The sequence below is a fragment of the Arthrobacter sp. UYCu723 genome (genome assembly GCF_054059215.1).
Window position 1 is genome coordinate 2,563,351 of the sequence record NZ_JBSSBW010000001.1, and the last position, 23,688, is coordinate 2,587,038.

Consider the following 23,688-nt stretch of genomic DNA (forward strand, 5'->3'; position numbering starts at 1 on the left):
AGTTAATTGCCCCGGCGTGTCCGATGATGGATGCGCTGGACACGCCCAATGACGGGCCTAAGGAACAGAGGGGTTCATGACGGCAACAATCCAGATCGGCGCAACGCAGCGCTCATCCAAAGACTTGATCAGAACAGCAGTATCCGGCTGGCTCGGCACAGCCATGGAATACATGGACTTCCAGCTCTATTCGCTGGCCGCAGCCATCATCTTCCCCAAAATCTTCTTCCCCAACTTCGACCCCGTAGTCGGCCTGCTGGTCGCCTTCATCACCTACGGCGTCGGCTTCCTGGCCCGCCCCGTGGGTGCCTGGTTCTTCGGACGCATGGGTGACCGCGTGGGCCGCAAGAAGGTCCTGGTCATCACCATCATGATGATGGGCGTGTCCACCATGCTCATCGGGTTCCTCCCCGGTTACGCCCAGATCGGGATCGCGGCGCCGATCCTGCTGGTGGTCCTCCGCCTGGCGCAGGGCTTCGGCGCCGGCGCCGAACTCTCCGGCGCCTCGGTCATGCTGGCCGAGTACGCCCCGCCCAAGAAGCGCGGCCTGATCGCCTCCTTCGTCTGCCTGGGCACCAACTCCGGCACCCTGCTGGCCTCCGGCCTGTGGGTCCTGCTGACCCTCCTGCCCGAGGAAGCCCTCATGAGCTGGGGCTGGCGCCTGCCGTTCATCGCCAGCATCGGCATCACCCTGTATGCACTGTGGATGCGCCGGAACCTCAAGGAAAGCCCGGTCTTCGAAGAGACGCGTCAGCAGATGGCCGAGGAAGCCGCTGAAGCCAATCTCGCCTCCGCAGCATCCGGTCAGCCCGCGGTCAAGGCTTCCGTGGCCCGCAAGGGCAAATCGTTCTTCCTGGCGATGGCCCTGCGGATCGGCGAATCCGGCAACTCGGCCATGATCCAGACCTTCCTCATCGGCTACATCGTCACCGGCCTGAAAATGGACAAGGGCGTGGGTACCTTCGCGCTGCTCATCGGCTCGATCCTCGGCTTCGCCACGGTCCCGCTCGCGGGCTGGCTGTCCGACAAGTTCGGCCGCCGGATCATGTACCGTGCCCTCTCCGGCTTCCAGATGCTCTTCGCCATCCCGGCCCTCCTGATGATGCAGTCCCGCGACCCGTTCCTGGTCTCGCTCGCCCTGATCATCGGCCTGTCCGTCTCCGTGCTGGGCATGTTCTCGGTGCAGTCGGCCTACGTCAACGAGCTCTTTGGCTCCCGCAACCGCTACACCCAGCTGGCCATGGCCAAGGAAATCGGCGGCGTGCTCTCCGGCGGCCTGGCCCCCATCATCGCCGCAGGCCTGCTGGCACTGTTCACCAACTCCTGGTGGCCGGTTGCCGGAATGATGGTCCTCTACTCCGCCATCGCCTTCGTGGCCACCTTCTTCGCACCCGAAACCAAGGGACGCGACCTGACCCTCGTGGAGGACGCAGTTTGAAAGCCGTAGTTGTCCATTCCGCCGGAGACCTGCGCCTCGAGGACCGTCCGGACCCGGCCTGCCCGGCCGGCTCGGTGATCGTCGACGTCGAATACGGCGGAATCTGCGGCTCGGACCTGCACTACGTCAGCCACGGCGCCTCCGGGCTCAGCATCCTGGCCGACCCCATGGTCCTGGGCCACGAGGTTGCGGGCAGGGTCTCCGTGCTCGGCGAGGGCGTGGAGGGCTTCGCGGTGGGCGACGCCGTGACTGTCCACCCGGCAGTGCATTGCACCGACTGCACCGAGTGCCTGGCGGGGCGGACCAACCTGTGCCCGCAGGTCACCTACTACGGCAGCGCAGCTCACCGTCCGCACACAGACGGGGCTTTTGCCTCCCGCAAGGCCGTCCCGGGCGGTCAACTGCGGCTTTTGCCTGCCGGGGTAACCACCCGGCAGGCAGCGGTGGCCGAACCGCTCGCCGTCGCGATCCATGCGGTGAGCCGCGCAGGCGGGCTGGACGGCAAGACCGTTCTGGTCAACGGTGCCGGGCCAATCGGCGCGCTGCTGGTGGCCGCCGCGCGCCGTGCCGGAGCCCGCTTTATTTATGCCAGCGATCTCTCCGAAACCTCTCTTCAGATCGCGAAGCAGATGGGAGCAGACGAGGTGGTGCTCGTTGGATCCGCACCGCTGCCCGAGGTGGACGTAGCGTTTGAAGCGTCGGGGGCATCTCGGGCTCTGGGCGGCGTGCTTGCCGCCGTGCGCCGTGGCGGGACGGTGGTCCAGGTGGGGAACCTGGCCGCGGGACCCATCACTGCTGAGCTTGCGGCATTGGTGTTCCGTGAGATCGATTACCGCGGCACGTTCCGCTTCGCCGGGGAGATGACAACGGCGCTGGAGTACCTGGCCGATGGCCTGGATGTGGAACCGCTGCTGACCCACACCTTCGATGCGGGTGATGTTGCGGAGGCGTTTGCTGTGGCGGCGGACCGCAGTACCGGCTCATCGAAAGTGCTTCTCAAATTTGTCTGAGACAATGTCATGGTGAACCGAGCATCCTTGGATAAGCGTCCGGACGAAGTAGCGACGATGTTTGACGACGTCGCCCCTAAATACGACGTCGTCAACGACGTCCTGTCCATGGGGCAGACGCGCCGCTGGCGCCGAGTGGTGGTCGAGGCCATGGACGTGAAGGCCGGCCAGCGCGTGCTCGACCTCGCCGCCGGGACCGGAACCTCCAGCGAGCCGTATGCCGACGCCGGCATCGACGTGATCGCCTGCGATTTCTCCCTCGGCATGCTCAAGGTCGGCAAGCGCCGCCGCCCGGACATCGACTTCATCGCCGGTGACGCCACCCGCCTGCCCTTCGCCGACAACACCTTTGACGCGAGCACCATCTCCTTCGGGCTGCGCAACGTCAACGAACCGAAGAAGGCCCTGGCCGAGATGCTGCGGGTCACCAAGCCCGGCGGCAGGCTGGTCATCGCCGAATTTTCCCAGCCGGTCGTGCCGCTGTGGCGCACCATGTACACCGAGTACCTCATGCGTGCCCTGCCCGCCATCGCCGTCAAGGTCTCCTCCAACCCGGACGCCTACGTCTACCTCGCCGAGTCCATCCGCGCCTGGCCGGACCAGGACCACCTGGCCGCCTGGCTGCAGGAAGCCGGCTGGAACAACGTCACGTACCGGAACCTCAACGGCGGCATCGTGGCGGTGCACCGCGCGCAGAAGCCGGCGGGCCCGGCAACTGGCCCCGCCGCGGGCGCGACCGCACTCGCGGCCCACACTGGCCCCGTGGCGAAGCTGCGCCGCAACATCACCCGGCCCGCGCGTTAGCTTGCTGCCGCTGTGAATGTACTGATCGTCGGCGCGGGGCCCGCCGGGTCCACCGCCGCCTACCACCTCGCCAAGGCCGGCATTGACGTCACGGTGCTGGAGAAAACCGGCTTCCCCCGCGAGAAGGTCTGCGGCGACGGCCTCACCCCGCGCGCCGTCCGCGAGATCCAGAAACTGGGCCTCCCGCATTCCGAGGAAGACGGATACCGGCACAACAAGGGCCTCCGGCTGATTGCCCGCGGCCGCACCATTGAAATTCCTTGGCCCGAGCTGGCGGACTTTCCGCAGTACGGCCTGGTCCGCACGCGCCTGGGCTTCGACGAGGAACTCGCCCGCCATGCCCAGTCGGAAGGCGCCGTCCTGCTGGAACGGCATAGCGTCACCGAAGCGCTGCGCTCGGACGATGGCCGCGTCGTCGGAGTGCGCGCCGCCCTGGTTGACGAGTCCGGACGCAAGACGGGAGAGACACGCGACTTCCATGCCGACGTCGTCTTGGCCGCTGACGGCAACTCTTCCCGAACGGCGGTGTCGCTGGGTCTCCAGAAGCGCGACGACCGGCCGCTGGGCGTCGCCGTGCGCACCTACTTCACCAGCCCGCGGCACGACGACGACTGGCTGGAAGGCTGGATGGAGCTCCCCGGCCACGACGGCGCGCTGCTTCCGGGCTACGGCTGGGTGTTCGGCGTCGGCGACGGCACCTCCAACGTGGGCCTGGGCGTCCTGAACTCCTCCAAGGAATTCGGCAAGCTCGACTACAGGCAGGTCCTCCGGGACTGGACCGCGGGCATGCCGCCCGAGTGGGGCTTCACTCCCGAAAACCAGGTGGGGGAGATCCGGGGGGCCGCTCTGCCGATGGGCTTCAACCGCACCCCGCACTACTCCCCGGGCGTCCTCCTGCTGGGCGACGCCGGCGGGATGGTGTCCCCGTTCAACGGCGAAGGCATCTCCTACGCCATGGAATCCGCCCGGTTTGCGGCCGAGTTCATCATCGATGCGGGCACCTTGCAGCGGACCTACGCCCGGTGGACGAACGACGACGCCGACCTTCACTTCAGGGGGTATGCGGACTACGTGCGCGGGCAGTGGGGCAGCCACTTCACCCTAGGCCGCGCCTTTAGCTCGGCGATAGGCAGGCCTTCCGTGATGAAGCTCGCGCTGCGGACCGGCATGCCGCTCCCCGCGCTGATGCGCTTTGCGGTCCGGCTGATGGCCAACGTCACGGATGCCAGTGCGATGGGATTCGAGGACAGGGTGATCCGGCTCTTGGAGGCGCTGGTGCCCGCCACGTCCAACACCTCCTTGCCCCCTTCCAGCTACCCATCAGCGGTTTCCGCAACAAAAAGTTAGGGTTAACCCGTGACCAACTCTGCAGACCAAAGCTGGACGCACGCCGGGCACGGCCTGCCTAGCGCTGAACCCGATCTCAACACCACCGCCATCGCCACCGGCCTCCAGCTGCCGGCCGGCTTCGCGGCGATTGCGGGGGACCCGGAACTGGGTCCCGCGATCACCACGAACCTGGCGCGTGTGGAAAAGAAACTCCGGGAAGCCATCGCCAACTCGGATCCGCTGGCCGACGCAACGTCGCGTCACCTCGTGGAGGCCGGCGGCAAGCGCATCCGGCCGCTGCTGACACTGCTCTGCGCCCATCTGGGCGATGCCTCGCGTCCCGCCGTCGTGCAGGCCGCCGTCGTAGTCGAACTCACCCACCTGGCGACCCTCTACCACGACGACGTGATGGACTCAGCACCCTTCCGCCGCGGCGCCCCCACGGCCCACGAGGTCTGGGGTAACTCCGTCGCGGTCCTCACCGGCGACCTGATCTTCGCCCGGGCGTCCATCCTGGTCTCCGAGCTCGGTTCCCGCGCGCTCGGCATCCAGGCCCGCACCTTTGAGCGGCTCTGCCTGGGCCAGCTGCACGAGACGGTGGGCCCGCGCCCCGACGAGGACCCGGTGGCGCACTACCTGTCCGTCATTGCGGACAAGACCGGCTCGCTTGTGGCCGCCTCCGGCCAGCTCGGCGCGATCTTCGCCGGCGCCGATGAGGCCTACGAGCCGCTGCTGGTGGAATACGGCGAAAAAGTCGGAGTGGCCTTCCAGCTCGCCGACGACGTCATTGATGTCACCGGCATCAAGGTCAAGTCCGGCAAGTCCCCGGGCACCGATCTGCGCGAAGGCGTGCCGACCCTGCCGGTGCTGCTGCTGCGCAAGGCCGCCGGGGACGGCGACCAGTCCGCCGTCGAACTGCTGAGACTGATCGACGGCGACCTCAGCTCGGATGAGGCGCTGGCCGCGGCCGTCGCGGGCCTCCGCGAGCACCCGGTCACCGCGGAATCCTGGGTGGTGGCGCGCGCCTGGGCCGACGAGGCCATCGCCGCACTGGATCCGCTCCCCGAGGGTGTGGTGAAGTCCTCACTGACGAGCTTCGCGCGGGCCGTAGTGGACCGCAGCAGCTAACCGCCGGTCCAGACCCGGCCGGTCCAGATCCGCCTGGTCCAAACCCGCAGGAACGGAATGGCCCCGGTTCCTCACAACGTCGGAGTCGTTGTGCCGAACCGGGGCCATTTCTCCGTTCGCATCAGGTTCGCCGGAGGTCATTGGCGAACCCATGAATGAGCCTATGACAGAAATGTCACAGTGTCTAGGGGCGCTGTAAATCAATCTGTCACAGCGTTTTGATGCTGTCCGGGGCCACTTCGAGGCTCGCCAGGACACCCCAACCGTCCGAACGGCGGCGTGTTCGTGTCGAAGTGCCCCTCGACGGGTTTGGACCTTGTCCACATGCCAGCGCCGGGCACGTCTGCGGGCGCCGCGAACAGGGCAGATTGGGGGAATGCAGCCTCCCACCTTCCTGGCCTCGCGCGGCGGGTCAGCCACCGCAGCCGAGCTTCTGCGGGCTGGATTCGGCCGCAGCGGAATCAGCACGGCACTGTCGGCCGGAACTCTGGTGAGAATCCGCCGGGGCCACTACGGCCTGCCGCAGGACAGCCGTCGGCCGGGGGACATCAGCGTCAATTTTCTGCTCGGAAAGCCTCGTGGCAACCGGAATGCCCGGGCCAGATCAGTCCTGGACCTGGTCATTCCGCGGGCTGATTCGTTGCTGGAAGTCTTGGCCAACGTTGCTTTCGTCCGGGCCGGTCTGCATGTCCGCCGACATGTGCAGATTCCGGGTGTGGGGGAAGTGGAATTCCTGATTGAGGACTGCCTCGTGGTGGAGACCGACGGCGGCACACATTTGGAGCCGCTGCAGGTGAAGAAGGACCGGAAGCGGAACAACGCTACCATCGTCGGGGGACACCTTGTGCTCAGATACGGCTACGACGACGTCGTCCATCACCCCGGGCGGATGGTCGCCGAGGTGCTCGCGGTGCTCGAACAGCGCCGTGGGGGAGCGGCCCGTGAAATCCAGTAGGCGGCCGCCGCCGGGGGCTACTTTGAAGCCCTGAATCCGGGCATCCAGGTCCGGCGACGGCGTGTCCGTGTCAATGTGCTCCCGGACGGCGTGAGTGCCGCCACCAGGGGAGGCTCAGTCCTCGTCTTCGTCGTTGAAGGCCCACTCGAACATGTCGAAGACGAATTCGGAAAAGGTTCCTTCTTCGCTTTTCCACTGGCCGCGGGCGTTGTTGCGGCGGTACACAATCGGATCCGGGACGCTGAGGTCACCGATGCGGAAGCCCCAGGTGAACTGCTCTTCCTCGTCCTCGAGGAACATCAGGAAGCCTTCGTCATCGACCTCGAGCTCTTCGGGATCCCAGAAGTAGTGGTACGCCTCCATCAGGTCCTCGCAGCCGCCGAGGGCCAGGTAAAACTCCCTCAGGACCATCGGCACCTGGAACTGGTGCTCTGCGAGGGCCCCATCCAACTCCTCCGCCGCCAGGCCGTCTTCTTCCTGCCATTCGTCTTCGAGATACTTCGGGACAAGCGCGCGGAATTTCTCGAGGAACATGTCAGTCATGCTCTCATCCTAGCTAATCCTTAGCTGCCGCTCTTCGCCGCGTCCGGGCCGAGGCGGTGCCAGCCTCGGACGGCCAGCGGAACGTACCAGTGGCGCCGCCAGGCCGCCACGCGGAAGGTGAAAACGAGGGCGGCCACGGCACTGGCCGTCACTGCGTTGAAGGTCCCCGTGAGGGACAGCAGCACCGTCAGGGACGCCCCGGCGAAAGCCGGCAGGGCGTAGAGGTCCTTGGGGTCGAACAACTGGGGGACCTCGTTGGCGGTGATGTCCCGCAGGAGGCCGCCGCCCACCGCCGTCGTGACCCCGAGCAGGACCGCCGCAACCGGGTGCATCCCGGCGGCCAGGGCCTTGAGGGTGCCGGTGATGCAGAACAGGGCCAGGCCGCCGGCGTCGAAGAGGATCAGCAGCGAGGTGAAGCGCTGGACGCTGGAGAACAGAAAGTAGACCAGCACCGTGGCCAGGAGCGGCGGGGCGAGGTATGCGGGGTTCGTGAAGGCCGCGGGCGGGCCGGCGTTGATGATGATGTCGCGGATGACGCCGCCGCCGAGGCTGACCACCGAGGCCAGCAGCAGGGAGCCGATGATGTCGAACTGCTTCCGCGCCGCGAGCAGGGACCCGGAGACCGCGAAGAAGAAGACGCCGGCCAGGTCCAGCCAGAGCAGTACAAGGCTAAAGGCGAAGGTCATGGGGCGTCCCGGTCGATTGCAAGGGGGCGGATAGGGCGGCTCCAAGGTTACGCTAACGGCTATGAATAGCCCCATCCTGATCGCCTGCGCCCACGGTACCTCCAGCGCCCTCGGCGCCGCGGAGGTCAACGCGCTCCGGGACGGCATCGCCGCGCTGCGTCCCGGACTCGACGTCCGCGAGGCCTACGTCGACGTCCAGGACCCCGATCTGCCCGCCGTGGTGGCAGGCCTCCCGGCGGGCGAGACCGCCGTCGTCGTGCCGCTGCTGCTCAGCGTCGGCTACCACGTCAAGGTGGACATCGCCCGGGCGGTGAAGAGCCGGCCGGAGACCTTCGCGGCTGCCCCGCTGGGGCCCGATCCGCGGCTCGCGGCCCTGATCGACGAGCGGCTCCGGGAATCCGGCGTGACCGACGACGACGCCGTGATCCTCGCCGCCGCCGGTTCCTCCGATGCCACCGCCGCGCAGAACGTCGAGGAGCTTGCCGGGCAGTTGCGCACGCTGCGTTCCAACCGCATCGTGGCTGCGTACGGCGCCTCCGCGAAGCCTTCGGTCCCCGACGCCGTAGCCATGCTCCGCGAGGAGGCAGCGGGCGGCGCCGGTGCAGGGGAGTCCGCAGGCGGAGTGGATCTGGGCGGCCGCGTCGTCATCGCCTCCTATCTCCTCGCCCCGGGCTTCTTCCACGACCAGCTGGCCAAGGCTGGCGCGGACCTCGTCACGTCACCTCTGCTGCCGTCCCCGGTGCTCGCCGAAATCGCCCTGGAGCGCTTCGACGCAGCCCTCGCAGCGCGGGGCTGAGCAACGCCAGAGAGGCCCCTGTGCGCGGGAATTCATGCACACGGGCCACGCTACTTCAAGGCTCGCCGGGGCTTCGTGACGAAATGTTGCCCTAGGTGACTTCCCGTTTCTGACCCTTTGTGACGGGATTACGGCCGGCCCTACAGTCGATCCATGACTGATACAGCTCTAGCCGGAGCGTCCCCGGACCAGGCTGCCGAAGGCCGCACCAAACGACCCGCCTCCCGCCCTGCCGCGAAGCCGCACGGGCAGTGGAAGGTGGACGGGACCGCACCACTGAACGCCAACGAAACCTGGAAGCAAGAAGACAACGGCCTGAACGTGCGCGAGCGTATCGAGTCCGTCTACTCCAAGCACGGCTTCGACTCGATCGACGGCACGGACCTGCATGGCCGCTTCCGCTGGTGGGGGCTTTACACCCAGCGCAAGCCCGGGATCGACGGCGGCAAGACCGCCACGCTCGAGCCGCACGAGCTGGAAGACAAGTACTTCATGCTGCGCGTCAGGATCGACGGCGGCGCCCTCACCACCGAGCAGTTGCGCGTCATCGGCCAGATCTCCGTGGACTTCGCCCGCGACTCTGCCGACCTCACCGACCGCCAGAACATCCAGCTGCACTGGATCCGGGTCGAGGACATGCCGGAAATCTGGCGCCGCCTCGAATCCGTGGACCTGTCCACCACGGAAGCCTGCGGCGACGTCCCGCGCGTCATCCTGGGCTCCCCGGTTGCCGGTATCGCCAAGGACGAGATCATCGACCCCACGCCGCTGATCCGTGAGCTCGCCGAGCGCTTCATCGGCGACCCGGAGTTGGCCAACCTGCCGCGCAAATTCAAGACCGCCATCACGGGCCACCCCAGCCAGGACGTGGTCCACGAAATCAACGACGTCGCCCTGGTGGGCCTGGTCCACCCGGAACTCGGTATCGGCTACGACCTCTGGGTGGGCGGCGCTCTCTCCACGAACCCTATGCTGGGCAAGCGTCTGGGCGCCTTCGTCCGGCCGGACCAGGCCGCCGACGTCTGGCTCGGCGTGACCAGCATCTTCCGCGACTACGGCTACCGGCGGATGCGCACCAAGGCCCGGCTGAAGTTCCTGCTGGCCGACTGGGGACCGGTGAAGTTCCGCCAGGTCCTCGAGGACGAATACCTCGGGTACCAGCTCGCCGACGGCCCGGCGGCCCCGAAGCCCTCTTCCCCGGGTGACCACATCGGTGTGCACGAACAGAAGGACGGCAAGTTCTTCATCGGCGCCACCCCGCTGGCCGGCCGCCTCTCCGGCAGCCAGCTCGTCAAGCTGGCGACCACGCTGGAAGCCCGCGGCTCGCACCGGCTGCGCACCACGCCGCACCAGAAGCTCGTGGTCCTCGACGTGCCCAAGGAACAGGTGGAACCGCTCGTTGCAGAGCTCGACGCCCTGGGCCTGTCGGCCAAGCCGTCCGTGTTCCGCCGCGGCACCATCGCCTGCACCGGCATCGAATTCTGCAAGCTGGCCATCGTGGAAACCAAGCTCACGGCGGCCACCGCCGTCGCCGAACTGGAACGCCGCCTGGCTGACCTCGCCGAAAGCAAGCAGCTGCCGCAGGCACTCTCGCTGCACATCAACGGCTGCCCCAACTCCTGCGCCCGGATCCAGACCGCGGACATCGGCCTCAAGGGCATGATGCTGCCAACGCCCGACGGCGACCCCACCCCGGGCTTCCAGGTCCACCTGGGCGGCGGGCTGGCGTCCACCGACCGTGAAGAAGCGGGCCTGGGACGCACCGTCCGCGGTCTGAAGGTCTATGTTGAGGACCTCCCCGACTATGTGGAGCGTGTGGTCCGGAAGTTCGTGGCCGACCGCGCCGAGGGCCAGACCTTCGCCGAATGGGCCTTTGCCGCCGACGAGGGGGATCTTCAGTGAGCACCCCTCAGCCGCCGGCAGCGCCCGCCCTCCGCACCCACGACGAACTCAAAGCCATCGCCGAGGCGGGCGCCGCCGAGCTCGGCTGGGATGCCCCGGCCCGCGAGGTCATCGCCTGGGTGGCCCGGAACTTCGAGCTGCCCGCAGTCGCCGTCGCCTGCTCCATGGCCGACGCCGTGCTGCCGGCCCTCGTCGCGGACCAGCTTCCCGGCGTCGACGTGCTCTTCCTGGAGACCGGTTACCACTTCCCGGAAACCTACGCGACGCGCGACGAAGTCGCCGCCAACCTGCGCGTCAACGTCGTCGACGTGCTGCCGGAGAACACGGTGGAACAGCAGGACCGGCTCCTGGGCAAGGACCTCTTCGCCCGCGACGCCGCCCAGTGCTGCGCGCTCCGCAAGGTGGCTCCGCTGCGCCGCACCCTCGCCGGTTACGAACTCTGGTTCACCGGCGTCCGCCGCGACGAGGCCCCGACCCGCACCAACACGCCGCTGGTCAGCTGGGACGAAACCAACGGACTGGTCAAGGTCAACCCGGTCGCGGCCTGGAGTTTCGACCAGCTGGTCCAGTACTCCGACGACAACCTCCTCCCCGTCAACCCGCTGCTTTCACAGGGCTACCCGTCCATTGGCTGCCAGCCCTGCACCCGGAAGGTGGCGCCCGGCGATGATCCCCGCGCCGGACGCTGGGCAGGAACCGACAAGACAGAATGCGGACTACACGTATGAGCAATGTTGAGACTTTCGTGGCCGTCGACCCCGATGCCGCCCCCGCCCCTTCGCCGCGCGGCATACGTCCTTCGGACGATGCGCGCGGCTCCGACAGGCCCGATGCCACTCCCTGGGCGGCATCGGGGTCGACGGCGGAGGCCCGCCTGAGCTCCCCGGCCCGCCTCTCCAGCCTGGACACCCTCGAGTCCGAGGCCATTCACATCATCCGCGAGGTTGTTGCCGAGTTCGAGAAGCCTGCGCTGCTGTTCTCCGGCGGCAAGGATTCCGTGGTGATGCTGCACCTGGCCACCAAGGCGTTCTGGCCCGGCAAGGTGCCGTTCCCGGTCCTGCACGTGGACACCGGCCACAACTTCCCCGAGGTCATCGAGTTCCGCGACCGGACCGTGGAACGGCTGGGCCTGAAGCTCGTCGTCGGAAGCGTGCAGGAGTTCATCGACAGCGGCGAGCTGGCCGAGCGCGCCGACGGCACCCGCAACCCGCTGCAGACCGTCCCGCTGCTGGACGCGATCCAGCGCAACAAGTTCGACGCCGTCTTCGGCGGCGGGCGCAGGGACGAGGACAAGGCCCGGGCCAAGGAACGGATCCTGAGCCTGCGCGACGAGTTCGGCCAGTGGGACCCGCGCAACCAGCGGCCCGAGCTCTGGAACCTCTACAACGGCCGCCACACCGTCGGCCAGCACGTCCGCGCGTTCCCGATCAGCAACTGGACCGAGCTGGACATCTGGCGCTACATCGAGCGCGAAGGCATCGAGCTCCCGGGCCTGTACTACGCCCACGACCGCGAGGTCTTCGCCCGCGACGGCATGTGGCGGGCAGTCGGCGAAGTCTCGCTGCCGCGCGAGGACGAACAGGTCATCACCAAGACCGTCCGCTACCGGACGGTCGGCGACATGTCCTGCACCGGCGCCGTCGAATCGGCCGCCGCCACCGTGCGCGACGTCGTGATCGAAGTTGCCGCCTCCACCATCACCGAACGTGGCGCCACCCGGGCAGATGACCGCATCTCCGAGGCCGCCATGGAAGACCGCAAGAAGGACGGCTATTTCTAATGAGCACCGAAATCGATACGGCCCGCGCGGCTGCCCTTCTTGACGAGGCCCCGCTGACGAACGCAACGCTGTTCCGTTTCGCGACCGCAGGCTCAGTCGACGACGGCAAGTCCACCCTGGTGGGCCGGCTCCTGCATGACTCCAAGGCGATCCTCGCCGACCAGCTCGACGCCGTCGCCCGCACCTCCGCGGACCGCGGCTTCGGCGGTGCCGGGGCCACCGGCACGCAAGCGATTGACCTGGCACTGCTGACCGACGGCCTGCGCGCCGAGCGGGAACAGGGCATCACCATCGATGTCGCCTACCGCTACTTCGCCACGGACCGCCGCAGCTTCATCCTCGCGGATTGCCCCGGCCACGTGCAGTACACCAAGAACACGGTGACGGGCGCGTCCACCGCGGATGCCGTCGTCGTGCTCATCGACGCACGCAAGGGCGTCCTCGAACAGACCCGCCGCCACCTGTCCGTGCTGCAGCTGCTGCGCGTCGCGCACGTGATTGTGGCTGTGAACAAGATCGACCTCGTGGGCTTCAGCGAGGACGTGTTCCGGCAGATCGAAGCGGACGTGCAGCAGGTGGGGCGCGAACTCGGGCTCGGCCGTGACGATTCAAATGCAGGCGGGATCTCTGATCTTTTCGTGGTCCCCGTGTCCGCGCTCGACGGCGACAACGTCGTGGACCGCTCGGACCGCACACCCTGGTACGACGGCCCGGCGCTGCTCGAAGTCCTGGAGACACTGCCGGCCGCGGACGAACTCGAAAGCCACCTGGAAAGTTTCCGTTTCCCCGTCCAGCTCGTCATCCGGCCGCAGGGGGCGCTCGCTCCCGACGCCGTCGCGGCCGGACTGGACGAGGAAAAGTACCGGGACTACCGCGCCTACGCCGGCCAGATCACTGAAGGTTCGGTGAAGCTGGGGGACAAGGTCAGCGTCCTCACGCCCGGCCAGGCCCCGCGCACCACCACCGTGACCGGCATCGACTTTGCCGGGCGCGAGCTCACCGAGGCCGTGGCCCCGCAGTCCGTGGCGCTGCGCCTCGCGGACGAATTCGATGTGGCACGTGGTGACACCATCGCGGCGGCCGGCACCATCCGGGAGGCCTCGGCGGACCTGTACGCCGCGCTCTGCTGGCTTTCGCCGAAACCGCTCCGTGAGGGCGCAAAGGTGCTGATCAAGCATGGCACCCGGACTGTCCAGGCCCTGGTCCGGAACGTGACGGGAAAGCTGGACCTCGCCAACTTCCAGCTCGAGCCCACCTCCACCCTGGAGCTCAACGACATCGGCCACGCCCAGCTGCGGCTCGCCGCGCCGCTGCCGCTGGAGAACTACCTGCACCACCGCCGCACCGGCGCGTTCCTCGTGATCGACCCGCTGGACGGCAACACCCTTGCAGCCGGCCTCGTCAACGACCACCCCGGCGACCACGAGGACGAGCGTTACTCAATCTGAGCGCTACTGACCCGCCGGCGGCACTGTCCGTGCCGCCCGCGGGTAGGTAGTCTGCAGGCGAAACGGTCCCGGCGGGCCGGGACGGGGGTGCCGTGGAAGTCATCAATAACCGGCTCATCAGCTGGGCGTCGATCCTGGATGACAAGACCCGCGAGCAGGCGCTGACCACCGCGCAGCTGCCCATCATCTACCCGCATCTGGCGCTGATGCCGGACGCCCATCTGGGACTGGGCGCCACAGTGGGATCCGTCATCCCCACCCTTGGTGCCGTCATCCCGGCCGCCGTGGGCGTCGACATCGGCTGCGGCATGATTGCCGTCCGCACGCAGTATGCCCTCAAGGATCTGCCCAAGGACCGGAAACGCTTGCGAGAGGGTATCGAGCACGCCATTCCGCTGTCCGCCGGCAAGTGCAACCGCAGGATCACCGCCACCGCCGAACCGCGGCTGGCCGAGCTGCGGCGAATGGCAGCGAAGGCGGGGTTCGACCCCGCCCAGTACTCCGCGAACTGGAAGCTGCAGCTGGGATCGCTGGGCTCGGGCAACCACTTCATCGAGGTGTGCGCGGATGAGACGGACGCCGTGTGGCTGTTCCTGCATTCAGGCTCCCGCGGCGTGGGCAACAAGCTCGCGCAGCGGCACATCGCCGAGGCCCGGAGCGTGGTCCGGATGCGGCACGTCGTCCTGCCGCATCCGGCCCTGGCCTACCTCGAGGAGGGCACTCCCGAATTCGAGCGCTACATCAGGGAACTCCGCTGGGCCCAGCACTACGCACTGCTGAACCGTGAGGAGATGATGGACCGCGTGGTCCGGCAGTTTGAATCATGGACAGGCGGTCCTGTCCGGGAGGCCGAACGGATCAACTGCCACCACAACTTCACCGCGCAGGAGAAGCATTACGGCAAGTCCGTCTGGGTCTCGCGCAAGGGAGCGATCAGGGCTGAAACGGGGGACGCCGGGCTGATCCCCGGCTCCATGGGCACGGCGTCCTACGTCGTTGTCGGGCTGGGGAACCCTGTGTCCCTGAACTCGTCGCCGCACGGGGCAGGGAGGGAATACTCGAGGACCGCCGCGAGGAACACTTTTTCGCTGGCCGAACTGAAGGCCGCCATGCGGGGCATCGAATTCCGCCCCAGCGAGGCATTCATCGACGAGATCCCGGCGGCGTACAAACCCATCGACCAGGTGATGCGCGACTCCGCCGACCTCGTCAAGATACGACACAAGCTGCGGCAGCTCGTCAACGTTAAAGGCGATTGATGAGCTCAAGAGCCCGGATGGCGGGCCCCGCTGTCTTGGGCCGAATGTGACGTTCCGTGAACCCCTGTGACCCCGGGTTTCCGGACCGTTGAACCGCGTTGATGACACTCCCTATGGTGAATCCATGACAACCACTGAACACCTCTCCGGCCGCTTCCGGCGGATCTTCGGGGGGCGATGTCGCCGGCGCTGACCACCCGCCCGGCCAACCCGCCTTCCCCAGAACAGGACTTCCCGCATGTCATCCACACCCCGAAACCCCAGCCCCGCCCACCATGACCCCGAAAAGCCGGCGACCGGCACCACCCGGATCGTCGCCGGAGAGTCGGGCAAACCCAAACGCAAACGCACCCTCGAGATCAGCCTGGCCGCCGGACTTGTCCTCCTGATCGGCGCCGGCGCCGCGGTGGCGTCGACGGTAGCCCGCAACAGCGACGCCGCGCCCGCCGCGGCCGTCGCCGACGCCAATCCGGCCGCCGAACTCAAACTCGGCTATTTCGGCAACATCACCCACGCCCCGGCCCTTGTCGGAGTCAACCAGGGCCTGATCGCCAAGAACCTCGGAAGCACCAAACTCAGCACCCAGGTCTTCAACGCCGGCCCGGCCGCGATTGAGGCGCTCAACGCCGGGGCCATCGACGCCACGTACATCGGGCCCAACCCGGCGATCAACTCCTACGTCAAGAGCAAGGGCGAATCGATCAACATCATCGCCGGCGCCGCGTCCGGCGGAGCGCAGCTGGTGGTCAAGCCGGAGATTTCCTCGGCGGCGGATCTCAAGGGCAAGAAGCTCGCGAGTCCGCAGCTTGGCGGCACCCAGGACGTGGCCCTGCGCGCCTGGCTCGGCAAGCAGGGGTACAAGACCTCCACAGACGGCAGCGGCGACGTCGCCATCAACCCCACCGAGAACGCCCAGACCCTGAAACTGTTCCAGGACGGCAAGCTCGACGGCGCGTGGCTGCCGGAACCGTGGGCATCCCGCCTGGTGCTCCAGGCCGGCGCGAAGGTCCTCGTCGACGAGAAGGACCTCTGGGACAAAGGCGAATTCATCACCACCGTCCTGATCGTCAACAAGAAGTTCGCCGCGGAACACCCGGCCACCGTGAAGGCCCTGCTGAAGGGCCACACAGAATCCGTGGACTGGCTCAATGCCGCCCCGGGGCCGGAGAAGGCCTCGGTCCTCAACGCCGCGCTCAAGGAATCCGCCGGGGCCACCCTGCCGGCGGACGTGATCGACCGTTCGCTCAAGAACATCGTCTTCACCGTCGACCCGCTCGCCGGAACATACAAGAAACTGCTCCAGGACGGCGTCGACGCCGGCACCACCCAGCAGGCCGACCTCAACGGCATCTTTGACCTCACGGCACTGAACAGCGTCCTCGGCGAGGGCGCCACCGGGAAGAAGATCTCCGCGCAGGGACTCGGCCAAGATTAGCCCGCTTTCCCCGCAACCCCGCCACAAAAGTTAGGACGTGACCATGCCAGTCGTACTGGAAAACCTGGGCAAGCGCTTCGGCGACGGCGCCCCGGTGCTGGACGACGTCAACGCCAGCATCGAGCAGGGCGAGTTCGTCGCCCTGCTCGGTGCGTCCGGCTGCGGCAAGTCCACCCTGCTCAACATCATGGCGGGACTGGAGGCCCCGACGTCGGGCGCCCTCGAGGTGCCGAGCGACGGCGCCGCCTTCATGTTCCAGGACGCGGCGCTGTTCCCGTGGCTGAACGCGCGGGAGAACATCGAACTGGCCCTGAAGCTGCGCGGCGTCGGCAAGGCCGACCGCAAGGTGAAGGCCAACGAACTGCTGGACCTGGTGCACCTGGGCGGCGCGGGGGACAAACGCCCGCACGAACTTTCCGGCGGGATGCGCCAGCGTGTGGCACTGGCCCGCTCGCTGGCCCAGGACCGGCAGCTGCTCCTGATGGACGAGCCCTTTGCCGCCTTGGATGCGATCACGCGGGACCTGCTCCATGACGAGTTGGAGCGGATCTGGAAGGAAACCGGCCGCACCATCGTTTTTGTCACCCACAACGTCCGCGAAGCCGTCCGGCTGGGCCAGCGCGTGCTCCTGCTCTCCTCACGGCCCGGCCGCGTGGTGCAGGAATGGCAGGTCAGCGAAGAACACCGCACCGACGCCGGACTGGCCGGCCAGCTCACCGGCGTCATTACCGCCCGGCTACGCGAGGAGATCCGCCGCCATGCCAAATAAGTTTCTGTCCCACTATGCGCAGGCCGCCGAGCCGGTCGAGACGTCCCTCATCCCGGGCTCGGACCCCGGGACCCGCAAGGTCCACGCCGCCCTCACCCGGTCCTCCACCGGCCCTGCCGACCTGCGGGAGCTCGAGGCGGGGCTGGATTCACTGCAGTCCGACGCGGTCGGCAAGGCCCGCATCGACTGGAGCCGGGTCCTGCTTCCTGTCGCCGCGCTTGTGGTCCTGCTGATCGTCTGGCAGGGGTATGTGTCGCTGGGGATCAAGCGGCAGGACCTTGTGCCCGGTCCGCTGGATGTCCTTGGCCAGCTGGGAACCCTGTGGGGCGAAGGCAAGCTGCAGGAGGCCGTCTGGACCTCGCTGCAGCGCGGACTCGTGGGCTTCCTGATCAGCGTGGCCATCGCGACCCCGGTGGGGCTCCTGCTGGCCCAGGTCGCCCCGCTGCGCCGCGCCTTCGGCCCTCTGATCTCGGGCCTCCAGGTGCTGCCCTCCGTGGCGTGGGTGCCGGCGGCCATCATCTGGTTCGGCCTGACCGACGCCACGGTGTACTTCGTGGTGTTCATGGGCGCCATCCCCTCGATCATCAACGGGCTGATCTCCGGTGTGGACCAGATCCCGCCGCAGTACCGCAGCGTCGGCACGGTCCTGGGCGCCTCCCGGCTGCAGCTGGCGCTGCAGATCATCCTCCCGGCCGCGTTGCCCGGCTACCTGGGCGGACTCAAGCAGGGCTGGGCCTTCTCCTGGCGCTCCCTCATGGCGGCGGAGATCATCGCGGTCGGCGGCTCCATCGGCTTTGGCCTGGGCTCCATGCTGAACCAGGGCCGGGACCTGTCCGACATGACCATCGTGATGTCCGCGATCCTGCTGATCCTCGCCGTCGGCATCCTGATCGAACTGCTCGTCTTCGCACCGATTGAAAAGCGGCTGCTGCGCCGCCGCGGCCTCCTCGCCGGCAGCACCCGCTAGGCGCCCCGGCGCAACCCGACAGCAGAGCCCGACGGCGACTACCGCCGTCGGGCTCTGCTGCGTTTGGGAGGAGCTCTCCCGGGACTCCTTGTCGGGTCCCCGGGACCGGCCTAGACTCACGCCTACCGGCCGGTGTGCGGCCGATCCATCCCAAATCTGAGGAGACAACCGTGGCACCAAAATTCGGACTGCTGGCACTGGTCGAGGCCAAAGTGGGTAAGGAGCAGGAGGTCTGGGACTTCCTCAACGGCGGCCGGGAGATCGTTCTGACTGAGCCCGGTACGCGGACCTGGTACGCGTTCCGGGTCAACGAGAACACCTTCGGCATTTTCGACACCTTCGACACCGAGGAGGACCGGCAGGCCCACCTCAACGGGGCCATCCCGGCAGCCCTCGGCGAGCATGGCCCGTCCCTGCTCGCCAAGGATCCCGACATCAAACTGGTCGAACTCATCGCGGTGAAGTAGGCACAGGCGTGCGGTCCTGCCGTCCGGGGGCATATTGACACGGACACACCGTCATTTGAGCTCGAAGTGGTGCTTCGGCCGTCAAAGTGCCCCCGGACCGCTACCCAGGGTGCCCCCGGAGCTGCCCCCAGCTATGTGACGCGGCGTTACCTTGCGTGAACGGGTGTTTCCGCACCGTTGTTCCGCCCTGGGACACCGCCCTATCGTCGATGCATGGCAATTCAGGACATTTACCCCACGGCGCTGCGCCTTCTCGGCCGCCCCGTGCTCGTCGTAGGCGGCGGCCCCGTCGCCGCACGCCGCGCCAAGGGACTGCTCGACGCTGGCGCCCGAGTCACCGTCGTCGCCCCCCTGGCCAGCCCGGCCCTGGCCGAACTTGCCGACGCCGGCCTCCTCGCCTGGGAGCCGCGCACCTACCGCCCGTCCGACGTCGACGGCGTCTGGTTCGTCCAGACCGCCACCGGCGACTCCGCGGTGGATGCCCAAGTCTCCGCTGACTCCGAGTCCCAGCGCATCTGGTGCGTCAACGCCTCCGACCACGAGTCCTCCGCCGCCTGGACCCCCGCCGTCGCGGTGGTGGATGACGTGAAGATCGCCGTGAACGCCGGCGGAGACCCGCGCCGCGCCATGGCCCTGCGCGACGCCGTGGCCACCGCCCTGGAAACCGGCGACCTGCCGCTGCGCCGGCACCGTGTTTCCGGCACAGGTGCAGCCACCGGCTCCGTGGCCCTTGTGGGCGGCGGCCCCGGCGATACCGGGCTCATCACCGTCCGCGGCCGCCGGCTCCTGGGCCAGGCCGACGTCGTCGTGGCGGACCGCCTCGGACCGCGTGAACTCCTCAACGAGCTGGCCCCCGACGTCCGCGTCATCGAGGTCGGCAAAACCCCCGGCCACCATCCCGTCCCGCAGTCCGAGATCAACCGGATCCTGGTCGACGAAGCCCAGCAGGGCCACCGCGTGGTCCGGCTCAAGGGCGGGGACCCGTACGTCTTGGGCCGCGGCGGCGAGGAAGCCGAATTCTGCCGGCAGCACGGCGTCGAGGTCGAAGTGGTTCCCGGAGTCACCTCGGCCATCTCCGTCCCGGCCGCCGCCGGCATCCCGGTCACGCACCGCGGGCTCGCCAAAGGCTTCAGCGTGGTCACCGGCCACGAGGAACTCTCAGAGGTTCCCGCCCGCGCCGACCACACCGTGGTCCTGCTCATGGGCGTGGGCCAGCTGCGCGATTCCGCGGCCTCCCTGGCCCGCGCCGGTTTGCCTCCGGAGACGCCTGTTGGCATCGTAGAGAATGGCTACCTGCCGAACCAGCGGGTGACCATCGGAACACTGGAGACCATCGCGGACCAGGCGGAGGCCGCCGGCGTCGCGAATCCCGCGGTGATCGTGTTCGGTGACGTGGTCCGCGTCAGCCCGTTCGCGCCGTCGCACTTCAAGACCGCCGACTACAGCACCATCACCCCGAACAGCCCCCGCGTCCTGTCCCTATAGCCCGCCCCAGCCCAAGCCCCACCGCCCAACTAGCTGGCAGTTGTTGTCGTTCTGAGCCGTCAAAACGACAACAAATGCGAGCCAGTTGGGACGGAACGAACAAAAGGAACACAGCCGTGTCAATCAGCACCCCCGTAGGAACCGCCGCCCGCCCGCTGCGCGTCGCCGTCGTCGGTTCCGGCCCCGCCGGAGTCTACGCCGCGGACATCCTCACCAAGAGCGAGGCCGTCAGGAGCGGCGAGCTCACCGTGAGCATCGACCTCTTCGACCGCTACCCGGCGCCCTACGGCCTGATCCGCTACGGCGTGGCCCCGGACCACCCGCGCATCAAGGGCATCGTCAACGCGCTGCACAAAGTCCTGGACCGGGGAGATATCAGATTCTTCGGCAACGTCGACTACGGAACGGACCTCTCGATGGAGGACCTTCGCACCCACTACGACGCCGTCATCTTCGCCACCGGCGCCATCAAGGACGCGGACCTGAACATCCCGGGCATCGAACTCGAGAGCTCCTACGGCGGCGCCGACTTCGTCTCCTGGTACGACGGCCACCCGGACGTATCCCGCGAATGGCCGCTGGACGCCAAGGAAGTCGCCGTGATCGGCAACGGCAACGTGGCCCTGGACGTGGCCCGCATGCTCTCCAAGCACGCAGACGACCTCCTGGTCTCCGAGATCCCCGACAACGTCTACGCCGGGCTGAAGTCCTCCCCGGTCACCGACGTGCATGTGTTCGGCCGCCGCGGGCCGGCCCAGGTGAAGTTCACCCCGCTGGAACTGCGCGAACTGTCCCACTCCAAGGACGTCGACATCATCCTCTACGCCGAGGACTTCGAGTTCGACGCCGAATCGGACCGCCAGATCCAGAGCAACAACCAGACCAAGACCATGGTGGGCACCCTGACCAACTGGATCGCCGAACAGCCCGAGGACCTCTCCGAGCTCACCGCCTCCCGTCGCCTGCACCTGCACTTCCTGCACAGCCCCGTTGAGGTGTACGACGACGCCGAGGCCCCCGGCCGCGTCGCCGGCATCAAGTTCGAGCGCACCGAACTGGACGGCACGGGCAACGCCTGCGGCACCGGCGAGTTTGTTGATTACCCGGTCCAAGCCGTCTACCGCGCAATCGGCTACTTCGGCTCCTCGCTGCCCGAGATCGAGTTCGACCACAGCAACGGAGTTGTCCCGAACGACGGCGGGCGGGTCCTGGACGGCTCCGGCTCCCACGTGCCGGGCATCTACGCCACCGGCTGGATCAAGCGCGGACCGGTGGGCCTGATCGGCCACACCAAGGGCGACGCCCTGGAAACCGTGACGTACCTGCTGGAAGACCGGGAAAACCTGCCGCTGGCCGCGGCGCCCGCTCCGGAAGCCGTCGTCGAACTCCTCGCGAACCGCGGCGTGCAGTACACCAGCTGGGAAGGCTGGCTGGCTCTGGACGAGCACGAGCGGGCCCTGGGCGAGAAGGCCACTTCGGCCGGCGATTCGCACGGTGTCCCCGTGCAGCGCGAGCGGATCAAGGTCGTCCCGCGCGAGGACATGGTGGAGATCTCACGCGGCGCCGCCGTCGAGGTCTAAACGCCGCGCTTGCCCATTCACCGCCGGTGGTCAGTAGGCTTATCGTCATGAGGCTCCGTCACAGCAACGCGTCCGGCCGCGGCTACCGCAGGGTCTCCGCCGGGACCGGGTTCAGCTACAAGGACCTGGGCGGGTCGACGCTGCCTCCGTGCGGTGCGGGACCGGCTGGAGAGCATCGGGATCCCGCCGGCTTGGACGGACGTCTGGATTGCCCCGTACGACAACGGGCACATCCAGGCCACGGGAGTCGACGCGGTGGGCCGGCGGCAGTACATCTACCATCCGAGCTGGCGCGAACGGAAGGACCGGCTGAAGTTCGACCGTTCGCTCCAGCTGGCCGAGCCGGCCGCCCGCCGCCTGGTGACCATGGACCTGCGCTCCGAAGGGCTGAGCCGCGAGCGGGTACTGGCGGCCGCCTTTCGGATGCTCGACAGCGGATCGCTGCGGGTCGGCTCGGAGCGTTACACCAACGAAAACGGCAGCCGCGGCCTCGCCACCATGCTCTGCGCCCACGTCAAGGTCCGCAAGGACGAGCTCAGGCTCAGTTTTCCGGCCAAGAGCGGCAAGACCTGGGAGTCACGGATCGACGACGCCGACCTCGCCGCCGTCGTGAGGCTCCTCAAGCGGCGCGGCGGGAACGCCCGGTTGCTGGCCTACAAGGACGGCCGCAGCTGGCACCCGGTGTCGAGCGCGGACATCAACGAGTATGTCAAGGAGCGCACCGGGGAGGACTTCACCGCGAAGGACTTCCGCACCCTGCGGGGGACGGCGGCGGCAGCCGTCAGCCTGGCGCAGAGCGGCCCGCAGGCGAAAGTCTCGGCCCGGAAAAGTGCGCTGAGCCGCGCCATGCAGGACGCGGCCGCGGTCCTGGGCAACACGCCGTCGATCGCCCGGAAAAGCTATGTGGACCCGCGGTTGCTGGACCACTTCGCGGCGGGGGAGACGATTGACCCGAAACGGCTGGATTCCGCCGAGTCCGAGATCCGCGCCCTGCTGTACCAGGAAGGCGATGTGGTTCCGCTGCGGAAGGCCGTGAGCTAGCCCGAAGCTACGCAGGATGAGACGCCGCTACATCCGGCCGAAACGAGCCCGGATCAGCGCGAATGCCCCGTAGGCAATAAACCCCGCCCCGATCGCCAGGAGCAGGTACGGGCCGAAGGGGTGCCCCAACAGGGCCTTCAGGCTGCCGTCCAGCCCCGTGGACGAGCCGGGATTGTTGGTCGCCGCCGCGATGACGAACAACAGCCCGGTCAGGATCAGCGCCACGCCCTTGGCAATGTGGCCGGCCACGCCGAGGGCACTGACCAGGTGTCCGCGGTGCGTCCCTTCGAAGTGGTGCAGCTCATCCTTGAACTTCTTTCCGACACCCTTGACGATGAAGTACACCCCGATCCCGATGATGGTCAGCCCGAGGCCGATCAGGAGCGGAACCCCGAACGGGCTCTGCACCAGCGCGGTGCTGAAATCCCGGGTCGAGTCACCCGAATCGCCGCGGTTGCCGAGCGCAAAGCCGGCGAAACTCAGCCCGACGCTGCCGTACGCGATGCTGAGGAAGCCGGAGGAAAGGAGCTTGCCCAGCCGTTCGCCCCGCGGGAGATGGCGGGCCCGCAGGGTCGCTTCGCTCAGCTGCCAGAGCGAGAGCCCGGCGCAGGCGATGCACGCCGCCCACATCACGGCTGGACCCCAGGCGTTGGCCGCGAGCTGTTCGATGGCGCCGGTCGGTTCGGCCTGGCCCGGGGCGCCCAGGACCAGGGCGACGGCGATGGCCCCGATCACGATATGAAGCAGCGCCATCACAGCAAAACCCGAACGCGCGACGACGTCGAGCACGGTGCTGTTGGACGCCGCCTCGGCGGCGTCGGCAGCTTCTCCGATGGCAGTTTCGTGATCTGACATTCAGCCCGCCG

Annotated in this window: 21 protein-coding genes and 1 pseudogene; 19 read left to right on the plus strand and 3 right to left on the minus strand. The window is 67.8% G+C overall.

The features are described 5' to 3' along the window. Positions 1–76 precede the first annotated feature (76 nt). From ACVWZ8_RS12035 to ACVWZ8_RS12060, 6 genes are all read left to right on the plus strand, one after another. On the plus strand, positions 77–1,438 hold the full coding sequence (locus ACVWZ8_RS12035) for an MFS transporter (RefSeq protein WP_426979138.1): 1,362 nt from the start codon (positions 77–79) through the stop codon (positions 1,436–1,438). Then, the gene (locus tag ACVWZ8_RS12040) at positions 1,435–2,448 is read left to right on the plus strand and encodes an L-idonate 5-dehydrogenase (RefSeq protein ID WP_426979136.1); all 1,014 of its coding nucleotides are present in this window, start codon (positions 1,435–1,437) and stop codon (positions 2,446–2,448) included. The genes ACVWZ8_RS12035 and ACVWZ8_RS12040 overlap by 4 nt, the downstream gene beginning before the upstream one ends. 12 nt (positions 2,449–2,460) lie before the next feature. Continuing rightward, a complete protein-coding gene (locus ACVWZ8_RS12045; RefSeq protein ID WP_426979742.1) occupies positions 2,461–3,252 on the plus strand; it encodes a demethylmenaquinone methyltransferase in 792 nt (263 codons plus the stop codon). Positions 3,253–3,264: 12 nt separating this feature from the next. Then, a complete protein-coding gene (locus tag ACVWZ8_RS12050) occupies positions 3,265–4,599 on the plus strand; it encodes a geranylgeranyl reductase family protein (RefSeq protein WP_426979134.1) in 1,335 nt (444 codons plus the stop codon). Between the two features lie 9 nt (positions 4,600–4,608). After that, positions 4,609–5,709 carry a polyprenyl synthetase family protein gene (locus ACVWZ8_RS12055; protein WP_426979133.1) on the plus strand — a complete coding sequence of 367 codons (1,101 nt, stop codon included), beginning with the start codon at positions 4,609–4,611 and terminating at the stop codon, positions 5,707–5,709. A gap of 376 nt (positions 5,710–6,085) precedes the next feature. Further along, positions 6,086–6,664, plus strand: coding sequence for a DUF559 domain-containing protein (locus ACVWZ8_RS12060; RefSeq protein WP_456504782.1), 579 nt, complete (start codon positions 6,086–6,088; stop codon positions 6,662–6,664). A gap of 114 nt (positions 6,665–6,778) precedes the next feature. Here the strand turns inward: ACVWZ8_RS12060 and ACVWZ8_RS12065 are convergent, their stop codons facing one another. After that, entirely contained in the window at positions 6,779–7,207 is a 429-nt protein-coding gene (locus ACVWZ8_RS12065; protein ID WP_426979131.1) for a hypothetical protein, read from the minus strand. Between the two features lie 20 nt (positions 7,208–7,227). Further along, complete coding sequence (locus ACVWZ8_RS12070) at positions 7,228–7,893, minus strand: trimeric intracellular cation channel family protein (protein WP_426979130.1); 666 nt, start codon at positions 7,891–7,893, stop codon at positions 7,228–7,230. Between the two features lie 61 nt (positions 7,894–7,954). Between ACVWZ8_RS12070 and ACVWZ8_RS12075 the strand changes: the two genes are divergently transcribed. The 13 genes and pseudogenes from ACVWZ8_RS12075 to ACVWZ8_RS12135 all read left to right on the plus strand — a co-directional run bounded on the left by ACVWZ8_RS12075 (position 7,955) and on the right by ACVWZ8_RS12135 (position 22,822). Continuing rightward, entirely contained in the window at positions 7,955–8,689 is a 735-nt protein-coding gene (locus ACVWZ8_RS12075) for a sirohydrochlorin chelatase (protein WP_426979129.1), read from the plus strand. Between the two features lie 153 nt (positions 8,690–8,842). Then, entirely contained in the window at positions 8,843–10,591 is a 1,749-nt protein-coding gene (locus ACVWZ8_RS12080) for a nitrite/sulfite reductase (RefSeq protein WP_426979128.1), read from the plus strand. After that, entirely contained in the window at positions 10,555–11,319 is a 765-nt protein-coding gene (locus ACVWZ8_RS12085; RefSeq protein WP_426979126.1) for a phosphoadenylyl-sulfate reductase, read from the plus strand. Before ACVWZ8_RS12080 ends, ACVWZ8_RS12085 begins: the two co-directional genes overlap by 37 nt. Then, positions 11,316–12,371, plus strand: coding sequence for a sulfate adenylyltransferase subunit CysD (gene cysD, locus ACVWZ8_RS12090; protein ID WP_426979125.1), 1,056 nt, complete (start codon positions 11,316–11,318; stop codon positions 12,369–12,371). The genes ACVWZ8_RS12085 and cysD overlap by 4 nt, the downstream gene beginning before the upstream one ends. Beyond that, positions 12,371–13,819, plus strand: a complete 1,449-nt coding sequence (locus tag ACVWZ8_RS12095) for a sulfate adenylyltransferase subunit 1 (protein WP_426979124.1) — start codon at positions 12,371–12,373, stop codon at positions 13,817–13,819. Before cysD ends, ACVWZ8_RS12095 begins: the two co-directional genes overlap by 1 nt. 92 nt (positions 13,820–13,911) lie before the next feature. Beyond that, positions 13,912–15,078, plus strand: a complete 1,167-nt coding sequence (locus ACVWZ8_RS12100; RefSeq protein ID WP_426979123.1) for an RtcB family protein — start codon at positions 13,912–13,914, stop codon at positions 15,076–15,078. A gap of 238 nt (positions 15,079–15,316) precedes the next feature. Continuing rightward, entirely contained in the window at positions 15,317–16,513 is a 1,197-nt protein-coding gene (locus ACVWZ8_RS12105; protein ID WP_456504783.1) for an ABC transporter substrate-binding protein, read from the plus strand. 43 nt (positions 16,514–16,556) lie between these two features. Further along, positions 16,557–17,282 carry an ABC transporter ATP-binding protein gene (locus ACVWZ8_RS12110; protein WP_426979121.1) on the plus strand — a complete coding sequence of 242 codons (726 nt, stop codon included), beginning with the start codon at positions 16,557–16,559 and terminating at the stop codon, positions 17,280–17,282. Beyond that, on the plus strand, positions 17,272–18,249 hold the full coding sequence (locus tag ACVWZ8_RS12115; RefSeq protein WP_426979120.1) for an ABC transporter permease: 978 nt from the start codon (positions 17,272–17,274) through the stop codon (positions 18,247–18,249). The genes ACVWZ8_RS12110 and ACVWZ8_RS12115 overlap by 11 nt, the downstream gene beginning before the upstream one ends. A 170-nt stretch (positions 18,250–18,419) precedes the next feature. Beyond that, positions 18,420–18,716 (plus strand): putative quinol monooxygenase, encoded by a 297-nt coding sequence (locus ACVWZ8_RS12120; protein WP_426979119.1) that lies wholly within the window; start codon positions 18,420–18,422, stop codon positions 18,714–18,716. Between the two features lie 213 nt (positions 18,717–18,929). After that, positions 18,930–20,201, plus strand: coding sequence for a uroporphyrinogen-III C-methyltransferase (cobA, locus tag ACVWZ8_RS12125; protein ID WP_456504784.1), 1,272 nt, complete (start codon positions 18,930–18,932; stop codon positions 20,199–20,201). Between the two features lie 116 nt (positions 20,202–20,317). Beyond that, positions 20,318–21,781 (plus strand): FAD-dependent oxidoreductase, encoded by a 1,464-nt coding sequence (locus tag ACVWZ8_RS12130; RefSeq protein ID WP_426979116.1) that lies wholly within the window; start codon positions 20,318–20,320, stop codon positions 21,779–21,781. Positions 21,782–21,828: 47 nt separating this feature from the next. Further along, a pseudogene (locus ACVWZ8_RS12135) lies at positions 21,829–22,822 on the plus strand (DNA topoisomerase IB). A gap of 27 nt (positions 22,823–22,849) precedes the next feature. Here the strand turns inward: ACVWZ8_RS12135 and ACVWZ8_RS12140 are convergent. Further along, a complete protein-coding gene (locus ACVWZ8_RS12140; protein ID WP_426979114.1) occupies positions 22,850–23,677 on the minus strand; it encodes a DUF1206 domain-containing protein in 828 nt (275 codons plus the stop codon). Positions 23,678–23,688: the final 11 nt, after the last annotated feature.